Origin of the sequence: Pseudonocardia halophobica (assembly GCF_027922425.1) — a bacterium.
GTDB lineage: Bacteria > Actinomycetota > Actinomycetes > Mycobacteriales > Pseudonocardiaceae > Pseudonocardia > Pseudonocardia halophobica.
The window spans coordinates 145,955-157,229 of sequence record NZ_BSFQ01000015.1; the positions used below are offsets into that span (position 1 = coordinate 145,955).

An 11,275-nucleotide genomic window follows, 5' to 3' on the forward strand; every position below is an offset into this window, starting at 1 on the left:
CGACAGCGTATGCCGACCAGCACCGATGCTCCGGTCGCATTTCCCTGACGTGCTCACACCTTCCCGGATCGGCCGGTGAGGGGAGCGATACGCCCTCGACACGAACGGCCACAATCGGGTGAAGGAAACGCGATTAACCGCGGCGTAACTGCGGCCCCACCGAACGCAACGGTCCTGCTGCTTCGCTCAGTGGCAGCCGGGGGCGGCAGGGCTCCCCGCTCCGCCCGGGACCCCGATCCGGGCGTCGGCCGCACCTCGGTTCGTTCCCCACGAAGTCAGAAGGAGACACACATGTCCGAGCGCCAGAGCGTTCTGCGTCGCGCCGGGAAGGCCGGCGTGCTCGTCGCCGGTGGCGTCATGGCCCTGTCGGCCGTCGCCGCGGGCACCGCGTCCGCCCACGAGGGCCACTCGGTCCCCGAGAAGGAGCCGGCCGAGGGCACGGCCAACCCGGCCGCCCCCGTCGAGGAGGTCGTCGGGCACGTCGTCGACGGCTTCGTGGCGCACTGGGGCCAGTACCACTACCAGCACAGCCTGGTCGAGAACGACATCCCGTTCGCGACGTCCGACCCGGTCGAGTACGTCGGCATCCACACCCACATGGTCGAGATGATGACCGGCCAGGCGCCGATCCCGGACGAGTTCCCGATCGGCGAGGGCTACCCGCAGGTCTGATCCGGGCCCTCACCCCTCTCCCCCGCCCCGTGCAGTGCCGCGCGGGGCGGGGAGCCCCCGTACATCCCACCCAGGAAGAGCGCCGCGATGACCAGCACCTTGACCGAGACCCTCGTCCTCGAACCGGCCGCGCAGGACCTGCTGTTCCGCGACGCGCGGACCGTCGCTGCCTTCACCGACGAGCCGGTCGGCGACGACCTCCTCCACGCGGTGTACGACCTCGTCCGCGCCGCCCCCACCTCGATGAACTGCTGCCCGCTGCGGGTGCTGGCGCTGCGCAGCGAGAGCGCGCGGGCCCGGCTGCTGCTGCACATGGCCGAGGGCAACCGGGAGAAGACGGCCGCGGCGCCGCTGGTCCTGGTCCTCGCCGCCGACCACGCCTTCACCGAGCACATGCCCACGCTGTTCCCGTTCGTCGACGCCGACGCCTACTTCGCCGACCCCGCGCTGCGCGCCGGGACCGCCGAGTACAACGCCGCGCTGCAGGCCGGCTACCTGATCCTCGGGCTGCGGGCCGCGGGCCTGGGCGTCGGCCCGATGGCGGGCTTCGACCGCGAGGGCGTCGACGCCGAGTTCTTCCCCGAGGGTCGCCTGCACACCGCGCTGGTGCTGATCGCCGGCCGCCCGGCGGGCGAGAGCCCGTACCCGCGGCTGCCGCGACCGGACTTCGACCAGGTCGTCACCTCGCTGTAGAGACGCCCACCCGCCGGACGAGGAGGATTCCCGTGACCACGACCGCGCTCCCGGTCGACGCGCCGAGCGGCGCGGGCCGCACCCCCGAGCCGATCGACCCGGTCGCGCGCGCCGCGGCCGTCGCGCCGCTGCTGGCCGAGCAGCGCCCGATCGGTGAGTCCCGGCGCCAGCTGACCGACGCCACGGTCGCCGCGCTGGCCGACGCCGGCCAGCTGCGCACCTGGGTCCCGCGCCGGTTCGGCGGGCTGGAGACCGACACACCCACGGTGATCGACGCGACCGCACGGATCTCCGCGGCCGACCCGGCCGCCGGGTGGGTCACGATGATCCTCTCCTGCGCGGACTTCCTGGTCGGGATGCTCGAGCAGCGGGCCCAGCAGGAGGTCTGGTCCGCCGGCCCGGACACCTCGGTGTGCGCGGTGTTCAACCCCAGCTCCACCAGCGAGCGGGTGCCCGGCGGCTGGCGGGTGCGCGGGCGGTGGTTGCCCGCCTCCGGGTGCCGGCACGCGAGCTGGGCCCTGCTCGGCGTCCCGCTGGCCGAGGACCCCAGGGCCGGCGGCGCCACCACCCGAGCCAGCGTCCTGATCCCGATGAGCGAGCTGACGGTCACGGCCAGCTGGAACGCCATCGGCATGCGTGCCACCGGCAGCGACACCCTCGAGACCGTCGACGCGTTCGTCCCCGAGCACCGGGTGTTGCGGCTCGGCCCGGCCCTCGAAGGCCGGTTCCCCGGCTCGTACGGCGCCTCCTGGCGGCACCGCTCGCCGCTGATGCCGACGCTGTCCACCCACATGATGGCCGTCTACCTCGGCATGGCCGCCTCGGCGCTCGACGTCGTGCTCGCCACCTCGGGCACCAAAGGCCTCACCTTCACCACCTACTCCCGCGCCGCCGAGTCCGGCGGGGTGCAGACCGCCGTGGCGAAGGCCGCGCTGACGATCGACGCCATGTGGGCGCTGGCCCACCACGCCGGCCGCGAGGTCGACTGGTGGGCCCGCACCGGGACCCGCCCCTCGACGGCGGACCGGGCGCGGGTCCGCGGTTGGACCGGGCACGTCGCCGCGCAGTGCCGCGAGGCCCTCGACCAGCTCGTCAGCTGCTACGGCGCCTCCGCCTTCGCCGAGACGAACCCGCTGCAGGCCACCGTCCGCGACATGCACGCCGCCAGCCGGCACGCGGTGGCCAACCCGATCACCGGCACCGAGATCTACGGCCGCGCGCTGCTCGGCGTGGAGCCGTCGATCGCCACGCTCATCTGAGGAGCCCCTCGTGACCACCGAGAGCGCCCTGACCGCCACCGACGCGGCCCTGGGCTCGCGGGACCTCGCGGCCCGCGACACCCGCGCCGCAATCCCCCGCGCCCGGCCCGTCCCCGCCGGCCTGCGCTGCACCACCCGCGAGATCGCCGACCCGGGTGACCTGGTCGGCCTGCTGCCCACCGCCGCCGACGCCCTGTCCTGGGTCCGCGGCGGCGAGGGGCTCGTGGCCTGGGGTCGCACGACGACCCTGGAGACCGGCGGTCCCGGCCGCTTCGTCGACGCCGAGGCCGTGTGGCGGGCCCTCGCCGCCCGGATCGAGGTCCACGACGAGGTGGGCCTGCCGGGCACCGGACCCGTCGCCTTCGCGTCCTTCGCCTTCGGCGACGGACCGTTGGGGCGGACCCGCACCCGCGGCGGCGAGCGCTCCGTGCTCGTCGTTCCCCGGGTCGTCGTCGGACGGCGCGGCGGACGGTGCTGGATCACCGAGCTGGGCCCCGTGGCCGGCCACCCCGCCCCCTGGGGCGACGTGGCCGGAGACCCGGCCCGGCTCGGCCCGGACGAGCGCCCCGCGCCGGTGCGCCGGCCGGGTCCCGCGCACTGGGCGCCGGGTGCGATGTCCGCCGCCGCCTACCGCGACGCGGTCGCCGAGGCCGTCACGCGCATGGCCGACGGGCCACTGGACAAGGTCGTGCTCGCCCGGGACGTGGTGGCCCGCCTCGGGCGCCCCGTCGATCCCCGGTTCCTGGTCCGGACCCTCGCCGCGGGCAATCCGCGGTGCTGGACCTACTCGGTCGACGGGCTCGTCGGCGCCACCCCGGAGCTGCTGCTCCGCCGGTCCGGCGCGGTCGTCGAGTCGCGAGTGCTGGCCGGGACGACCTGGCCGGGCGCAGAGGGGACCGAGGACCAGGTGCTGGCCGCGGGGAAGTACCGCGAGGAGCACCGGTTCGCCGTCGAGTCCCTCTGCCGCACCCTCGGCCCCTCCTGCAGCCGCCTGGAGCTCGACGGGCCGCACCTGCTGCGGCTGCCGACCGTCACCCACCTCGCCACCGACGTCCGCGGCCATCTCGACCCGCTGCAGGACCCGTCGGTGCTGGCCCTCGCCGGGGCCGTGCACCCCACCGCCGCCGTGGGCGGCACCCCGCCGGCCCTCGCGGCGGCGACGATCGCCGAGCTCGAGGGCCGCGTCGGCCTGCAGCGCGGCCGCTACGCCGGCCCCGTCGGCTGGGTCGACGCCCACGGCGACGGCGAGCTCGGCATCGCGCTGCGCTGTGCCCAGCTCTCCGGCCGCACCGCCCGCCTGTTCGCCGGTTGCGGCGTCGTGGCCGACTCCGATCCCGATCTCGAGCTCGCCGAGACCGCCGCCAAGCTCCGCGCCGTCACCGAGGCGCTCGGCTCCTGAGCCGGTTCCCGACCCACCGGAGGTCCGTCCCGTGACAGCCGCCGCCGACCCGGCCCTCACCACGGCAGGTCTCCCGGCCCCGCCCGCCCACGCCCCGCGCTCGGTGCTGGCGACCGTCCACCAGGCCTTCCTGGCCCGGGCGATCTACACCGTCGTCGAGCTGGGGGTGGTCGACGAGCTCGCCCACGGCCCGCGCAGCTGCGCCGAGCTGGCCCGCGTGCTGGGCGTGACCGCCGAACCGCTGCACCAGGTCGTGCGCGGCACCGCGAGCGCGGGGCTGCTGCGCTCGCTGGGCGGCACCGGGTCCGACGAGGTCTTCGCGCTCACCGACACCGGCGAGATGCTCCTGCCCGGGCACCCGAGCGCCACCCGCGACCTCGTGCTGATGATGCAGGGTCCGACGGTCCTCGGCTGCCTCGAGGCACTACCCGACCGGGTGCGCAGCGGCCGGACCGGCCCCGAGGTCGCGCACGGGCGCACCTGGTTCGAGAACCTGCGCGCCGACGCCGGGCTGGCCGCCTCCTTCGACCGGATGATGGTCGCGATCCACGGCGGCGAGTACGGCGCGGTGGCCGCCGCCTACGACCTGGGCTGGGCCCGGACCGTCGTGGACGTCGGCGGCGGCACGGGCGGACTGACCGTCGCCCTGCTCGAGGCCAACGCCCACCTGCGCGGCGTGGTCCACGACCTGCCCGACGTCGCCGCCCGGGCCGAGCGGACCCTCCGGCGGGCCGGGCTCGCCCACCGGGCCGAGGTCAGCGGCGGCAGCTTCTTCGACAGCGTCCCCCGCGGGGCGGACGCCTACCTGCTCTCCTACGTCCTCCACGACTGGACCGACGACGACTGCGTCCGGATCCTGCGGACCGTCGCCGCCGCCATGACCACGGGCGCGCGCCTGCTGGTCGTCGAGAACGTGCTGCCGGCCGGGGACGATCCGCACCCCGGCCGGACCCTGGACCTGCTCATGGCCACCCTCACCCACGGCCGCGAGCGCACCGAGGAGGAGTACCGGCGGCTGCTCGCGCGGGCGGGCCTGCGGCTGCGGCGGGTGGTGCCCACGGCGTCCCCGGTCAGTGTCCTGGAGGCCGTCCCGGGGTCGGACGACCAGGGAGCCTGACCCGGTACCGGGGCCGGGCGGGCAGCCTGGGGGACACGAGGACCGACAGGGGATCGGGCGGGGCGGGAGCGGCGGCGCTCCCGCCCCGTTCTGCATCCGGTCACCGGCCGTTCGGCGTCCGGGCCGGCTTCCGTGCTGCCGACCGCCCCGGCAGGGCGGCCGCGCAGGCCAGGCTGACGACCAGCGCCACGGCGAACACGGTGAGGACGCTCCGGTGCTGCCCGAGGACGACGGACCGGTCGCCGGTGAGGTCGACCAGGCGCCCGAGCACGGCGACACCGACGACCCCGCCGAGGTAGCGCATCGTCGATCCGATCCCGGCGGCGGCACCGCTGTGCTCGCGCGCGACAGCCGTGAGCGACGCGGCCTGCGCGGCGGGCGTGGCCAGTCCGACCCCGAGACCGAGCAGGGCCAGCGGGAGCACCAGCTGCCTCAGCGACGAGAGGTCCCCCGCCGCCAGCAGGCCCACCCCAGCGAGGCAGACGACGACCCCGCCGACCGCCATCGGCCGCGGCCCGACGATGTCGGTGAGCCGCCCGGCGACCAGGGACGCGAGGATCACAGTGGCCGTCATCGCGACGAGGAGCCGGCCGGTCCCCGCGGAGTCGACCGCGAGCAGGGCGCCGAGCATCTGCGGCAGCTCGAACAGCAGTGTGTAGGTCACCAGGTTCTGCAGCGCGACCAGCAGTGAGCCCGCGGTGAACGGCACCGATCTGAACAGTCCGAAGGCCACGACCGGGTCGGCGGCGCGGCGCTCCCACCACACGAACGGCACGAGGAGCACGGCGCACGTGGCCAGGAGGACAGCGGCGAGCGTCCCGCTCGCCTCCAGGCCCAGGACCAGCGCGGCCAGCGTCACCGTGAGCAGGACGCTGCCGAGCACGTCGAACCGCGAGCCGTCCCGAAGGTCCGCCTCCCGCCTCCTGCGGGTGGCCGCGAGCAGCGCCACGATCGCGAGCACGGGCAGGTTGACCGCGAATATGCTGGCCCAGCCGAAGGCCCGCACGAGTTCGCCGCCCACTACCGGACCGACACCGGCCGCCAGCGACATGATCGCACCGAACAGGCCGAACGCCCGGCCGCGGCGCTCCGGGGGCAGCTCGATCCGCAGCAGCGCCACCGTCGTCGGCACGACCGCGGCCCCGCCGGCGGCCATCAGCACGCGGGCCACCGCGAGCACGCCGAGCGATCCGGCGACCATCCCGAGCACGGCGCCGGCGGCCATCAGCACCTCGCCGAGGGCGAGGACCCGCCGGTGGCCGAGGCGGTCGCCGAGCTTGCCGCCCGGACTCTGCAGCACGATCGCGGCCACGAGATAGCTCGCGACGACGGCCTGCGCGACCGTCCCGGGCGGGCGAGCGAACTCGCGGGCGATGTCGGGCAGCGCCACCGCGATCATGGTGGAGTTCAGCGGCAGCAGCGAGGAGGCGAGCAGGGCCGCGCCGAGCGACCGCCTGGCCCGGGGGTCAGCCACCGGTGATCGGCCGCCGCTGCAGGAGGAACACGGCGCCGTCGGAGAAGGCGAACTCGATATCGTGCTCCGCGGTGCCGTAGACCGCGTCGCACGCCTCGGCGAGTGCGTGCAGCGCGGCGAGCTGCGTGGCGTCCAGACAGAGCGTGTGCACCGCCGCTCCGGTGACCTCGACCTCCTCGGTGCCCGCCGGGCCGGCGCGCAGCGCCACGTCCTTCTCCCCGGCCGCGAACTCGAGCACCCGGCCCCATGAGTCGAGCCGGTACCGGTCCGGGACGACCAGACCGGCCACGACGGCCTCGCCGAGGCCCCAGCTCGCCTCGATCACCCGCTCCGTGGCGCCGGTCAGCGGGTTACGGGTGAACAGCACCCCCGCTGTATCCGCCGGCACGAGTTCCTGGATCACCACGCCCATCCGGCAGGGGCCGAGGCCGAGCCGGCTCCGGTAGGCGCGCGCGCCCGCCGCGTCGCCGGAGGCGTACACGCTCCGGACGGCCGCGACCACGGCCTCGGGCCGGCACACCCCGAGGACGGTGCGGTGTGCACCCGCGAAGCTGGCCGCGCCGGAGTCCTCCCCCACGGCGCTGGACCGGACCGCGCACGGACCGCCGTCCGCACACGCGTCGTGCAGGGCCGCCAGGACCTCGGGGTCCTCGCGCACCACCGCCTCGACGGCGTCGACGGACAGCGCGAACCCCGCCGGCACGGGCAGTCCGGCCTGGGCGGCCGCCCCGAGCGCCACCGCCTTGCCGCCGAACTCCGCCTGGTCGGAGGCCCACGCGAGCGGGGTCAACCGGAGCATGCCGCCCTCACTTCAGCAACCGCACCTCGCCCGTCGTCCCGTCGACCCGCACGCGCGCGCCGTCCGGGATCAGCCGGGTGGCTTCGCGGGTCCCGACGACGCCTGGGATCCCGTACTCACGGGCCACGATCGCGGCGTGGCTGAGCTGGCCGCCCCGGTCAGTGACGATCGCTCCGAGCAGCGGCAGGACGACCGTGAAGTACGGCGAGGTCATGCGGGTGACCAGGACGTCCCCGGGTCGGACCCGGTCGAAGTCGGTGCCGTCGGCGACCAGCCGGGCCGGGCCCTCGTAGACACCTGTGTTGACCGCGAGGCCGCGGAGCACCGTCGCGGAGTTGGCGGTGTCCGGAACCCCGAACAGGTTGACCATCGCGGCGCCGACGGCGAGCGCGGCGCGGCGGGCCGGCTCCGGAAGCTCCTCCACCGGAGGAGGGGGCGACGGCAGCGGCCCGATCACCGCCGGGGCGTCGTCGACGGTTCGCGTAGTGCGCCGTCGGAACCGCTCGGCGACCTCCTGCGCGGCCGGACCCGGTTCGTCCCGCAGCAGCGCCACGAGTTCGGCGGCGTCCGCGTCGACCGCGTGTGCGGGGTCGGCGAGCGTGCCTCGGGCCGCGAGCCGTCGCCCGGCCTCGAGCACGGCGCGGCGGGCGAGGCCGACGGCCCATCCGTCGGAGTACGTGGCCCGCTCGTCCCGCAGCCGGTTGGCCAGCCGTGCCTCGTGGAGGCGGTCGTCGAACTCGGCCAGGTGCTCGGCGGGGACCCGCGCGCGTATGACGGTCAGGGCGGCGTCCCCGTCGCCGCTGGGTCCGAATTTCCGGGTCGCGACGGCTGCCCGGATCGCGCCGACCAGCATCGCCGGCAGCTCGCCCGCGCACGGCTCACCGACGTCGTAGTCGATCGCCCGGTAGCGGACCGCGTCGAGGTACGTCCGCGCGGCCGCGCCCGCATCTGGGTCGGCGGTGAGGGCGTCGAGCATCGCCTGCGGGTCGCCGGGCGACGCGAGGACGGCCCGTGCGCTGTCGGACGCCGCGACGACGTCCGCCAGCGCATCCAGCTCGACGGTGGCGAAGCCGGTGGAGATAACCGAGGTTCCGCGCAGCAGCCCCATCAGTTCCCCGGCGGTGGCGCCGGTCCACTCCAGCGCACCGGCGAGGAAGTCCCCGGTGGCCATCAGCGACGGGGCGCTGTAGCGGTGGTGTAGCTCGATCATCGTCTCGAGGTGGTCCCGGCACCGCTCGACGTGCGCGGCCAACTCCTCGTCGGACAACGCCGTGGGGTCGACCGCTTCGACGGCCAGGTGCGCCGCCACGGCGCCGGGCTTGACCACCTCGTCCCACCGGGCCAGGTCCTCCCGCCAGAACCGCTCGGCGAACGCCCGGGCCGAGGTCGCGACCCGGGACTGCATCTGCTCGGATGTCGCGGTCCCGCCGGCGCCGAAGGGCAGGGTCTGTGCGTACATGAACCCGCCGATCACCGCCACGTCGTAGCGGCCGATCAGGAGCCCGTACCGCGCCAGGCCCTCGGCGAACCCGCGCGGGAAGCCGGAGACCAGCGGCGACCTCATGAACCAGCTGATCGGCTTGCTGTTGTGGGTCGTGTCCAGCTCCCACGTGCCGTCGTTGGGTGGCTCGAACGCCTCGTCGTCCACGAGGACTCCTTCCGCCGATCCGGCCCGGCGGCTACGGCTGTGACCCCGGACACAGACAAGAGGAACTCGTACGGCATTGCGATCCGTTACCGCCGCTACGTCACCCGTTCACCTTTGGATCACCACCCGTTCGCCCGTCCGTTCGTCGCCCCGCTCACCAGGAGCGGTTGCTCACCGCACACCCACCTGACCCGCCACCCCGGCGGCCTCCTCGATCCGGGCCCGGAGGGCGGCGTGCCCGGTCCGGCGGGTCGCCCGGTCCACGGGCACCTCGACGACGTGGAGGCCGGGGCGGCCGAGCGCTCCGGGCAGCTGCGCGAGGTCGGTGAGCCGGCGGTGGCCCACGTGGTACGCGGCGCAGAGGGCGGCGAGGTCGGTGCCGTGCGGGGTGCCGAAGACCCGCTCGAAGGAGCGCGCGTGCTCCGGCGCACCCTGCTCGAGCAGGGTGAACACACTGCCGCCGTCGTCGTTGGCCACCACGATCGTCAGGTCGGGGCGGGGTTCGCGGGGGCCGGCGAGGAGGCCGCCGGCGTCGTGCAGCAGGGTCACGTCGCCGAGGAGGGCGACGGCGGGTCCGTCGTGGGCCAGGGCGGCGCCGACGGCCGTCGACACCACCCCGTCGATGCCCGCAACGCCCCGGTTCGACAGCACGGTGAGGTCCGGTCGCGGAGCCGCCGCCAGCGCGACGTCCCGGATCGGGCTCGACGGCCCGACGACCAGCAGCCCGCCGGTCGGCACGGCCCGGACGAGCTCGCGCGCCAGTCGCATGGCTCCGACGGGATGGGTGTCCAGGCCGTCGTCGAGCGCGCGCTGGACCGCCGCGTCGGCCTGCCGCCACCGGGCGGCGAAGGCCTTGTCGCCCCACGGGCTCGGCGGCAACGACCCGACCTGCACGACAGAGCCCTGGGTGTCGTTCCACCACGGCCGTGCGGCGGGCGGGACGGCGAACACCCGGATGCGCTCGTCGGCGAGGGCGCGCTGGACGGCGCGGTGCAGCGTCGGCCGCCCGAGGACGACGAGCTGGCGGGGCAGCAGCTCCGGCGCGGCCCCGGAGAGGGCGGCACCGAGCAGCCAGGGGCCGGTGCGGACCGCGCTGCCCCACAGCGTGGACGACGGCTCGGCGACCACCGGGACGTCGGCGGGCGCGTCGCGGTCCTCCGCGCCGTCCCCGGCCACGACGAGCGTCGGCAGGGAGGGATCGAGCCGCAGCGGCGGCAGCGCCACCCGCGCGGAGTGGATCTCGGACCACGGCCGGCCGGCAGGCCGCCCGGGCGGGAAGGCGCCGTCGTCGTCGGGCGGGGGCAGCAGCGGCTCGCGCAGCGGGACGTCGAGCTGGACCGGCCCCGGGTCGTTGCTCAGCGTCCCCCGGGCGGCCGCCACGGCCCGGACGACCGTCGCGCGCCACGCCTCGGGCCGGGTGCCCTCGGCGGACAGCACGCCCTCGAGCCGCAGCGCGTCCCCGAAGATCCCGCACTGGGCGACGGTCTGGCTCGCGCCGGTGCCGACCAGGCCGGCGGGCCGGTCCGCGGTGAGCAGCAGCAGCGGGACGCCGGCGTGCGCGGCCTCGAGCACGGCCGGGTGCAGGTTCGCCACCGCAGTGCCGGAGGTGCACGCCACGGCGACCGGCCGGCCGGAGCGCAGCGCGAGGCCGAGGGCCAGGAAGCCGGCGCCCCGCTCGTCGAGGCGCACGTGCAGCCGGAGCCGGCCCTCGGCGTCGGCGGTGTCGAGCGCGAGGGAGAGCGGCGCGTTGCGCGAGCCCGGGCAGAGGACGACGTCGCGGACGCCGCACCGGGCGAGCTCGTCGACGGCGACGCGGGCGAGGAGGGTCGACGGGTTCACCCGCCGGAGGCTAGGCGGGCGGGTGTTGCGCTTCGTGTGGGCGCCGAAACCGCTGTGTTCCCCTTCGCTCACAACGGGTCCGGGTGTGCGACGGCGGCTCTAGGGTGCCGGTCGTGACCACCCTGGAATCACGCTCCGTGTCCGAGACGTTCGATCCCGCGGCCTGGGCGGCCGTGCCGGGGTTCGCGTTCACCGACATCACCTACCACCGGGCGGTGGACTGCGGGGTGGTCCGGATCGCCTTCGACCGCCCCGAGGTCCGCAACGCCTTCCGCCCACACACCGTCGACGAGCTCCACACCGCCCTCGAACACGCCCGCACCTCCGCCGACGTCGGCGCCGTGCTGCTCACCGGCAACGGACCCTCCCCCAAGG

At 75.7% G+C, this 11,275-nt stretch carries 10 protein-coding genes; 6 read left to right on the forward strand and 4 right to left on the reverse strand.

What is annotated here, in order from left to right:
* Positions 1-291 precede the first annotated feature (291 nt).
* From PKE99_RS18990 to PKE99_RS19010, 5 genes are all read left to right on the forward strand, one after another.
* On the forward strand, positions 292-672 hold the full coding sequence (locus PKE99_RS18990) for a hypothetical protein (protein ID WP_037047818.1): 381 nt from the start codon (positions 292-294) through the stop codon (positions 670-672).
* Between the two features lie 87 nt (positions 673-759).
* The gene (locus tag PKE99_RS18995) at positions 760-1,365 is read left to right on the forward strand and encodes a malonic semialdehyde reductase (RefSeq protein WP_037047820.1); all 606 of its coding nucleotides are present in this window, start codon (positions 760-762) and stop codon (positions 1,363-1,365) included.
* 32 nt (positions 1,366-1,397) lie between these two features.
* Positions 1,398-2,624, forward strand: coding sequence for an acyl-CoA dehydrogenase family protein (locus PKE99_RS19000; RefSeq protein ID WP_051737687.1), 1,227 nt, complete (start codon positions 1,398-1,400; stop codon positions 2,622-2,624).
* 10 nt (positions 2,625-2,634) lie between these two features.
* Positions 2,635-4,023, forward strand: coding sequence for an isochorismate synthase (locus PKE99_RS19005; RefSeq protein WP_231498275.1), 1,389 nt, complete (start codon positions 2,635-2,637; stop codon positions 4,021-4,023).
* A 31-nt stretch (positions 4,024-4,054) separates the two neighbouring features.
* The gene (locus tag PKE99_RS19010) at positions 4,055-5,140 is read left to right on the forward strand and encodes a methyltransferase (RefSeq protein WP_051737688.1); all 1,086 of its coding nucleotides are present in this window, start codon (positions 4,055-4,057) and stop codon (positions 5,138-5,140) included.
* 100 nt (positions 5,141-5,240) lie between these two features.
* Here PKE99_RS19010 and PKE99_RS19015 read toward each other — a convergent pair whose 3' ends face one another.
* From PKE99_RS19015 to menD, 4 genes are all read right to left on the reverse strand, one after another.
* Positions 5,241-6,614 carry an MFS transporter gene (locus tag PKE99_RS19015; protein ID WP_037047823.1) on the reverse strand — a complete coding sequence of 458 codons (1,374 nt, stop codon included), beginning with the start codon at positions 6,612-6,614 and terminating at the stop codon, positions 5,241-5,243.
* Positions 6,607-7,413 carry a PEP/pyruvate-binding domain-containing protein gene (locus PKE99_RS19020; RefSeq protein WP_037047827.1) on the reverse strand — a complete coding sequence of 269 codons (807 nt, stop codon included), beginning with the start codon at positions 7,411-7,413 and terminating at the stop codon, positions 6,607-6,609. The genes PKE99_RS19015 and PKE99_RS19020 overlap by 8 nt, the downstream gene beginning before the upstream one ends.
* Positions 7,414-7,420: 7 nt before the next feature.
* Positions 7,421-9,061: a PEP-utilizing enzyme gene (locus PKE99_RS19025; RefSeq protein ID WP_037047831.1), complete on the reverse strand. Its 1,641-nt coding sequence runs from the start codon at positions 9,059-9,061 to the stop codon at positions 7,421-7,423.
* Between the two features lie 171 nt (positions 9,062-9,232).
* Positions 9,233-10,900, reverse strand: a complete 1,668-nt coding sequence (gene menD / locus PKE99_RS19030) for a 2-succinyl-5-enolpyruvyl-6-hydroxy-3-cyclohexene-1-carboxylic-acid synthase (RefSeq protein ID WP_037047833.1) — start codon at positions 10,898-10,900, stop codon at positions 9,233-9,235.
* 122 nt (positions 10,901-11,022) lie between these two features.
* Here menD and PKE99_RS19035 point away from each other — a divergent pair.
* The coding region (locus PKE99_RS19035) for an enoyl-CoA hydratase-related protein (protein ID WP_271214896.1) at positions 11,023-11,275 on the forward strand (253 nt) is incomplete at its 3' end.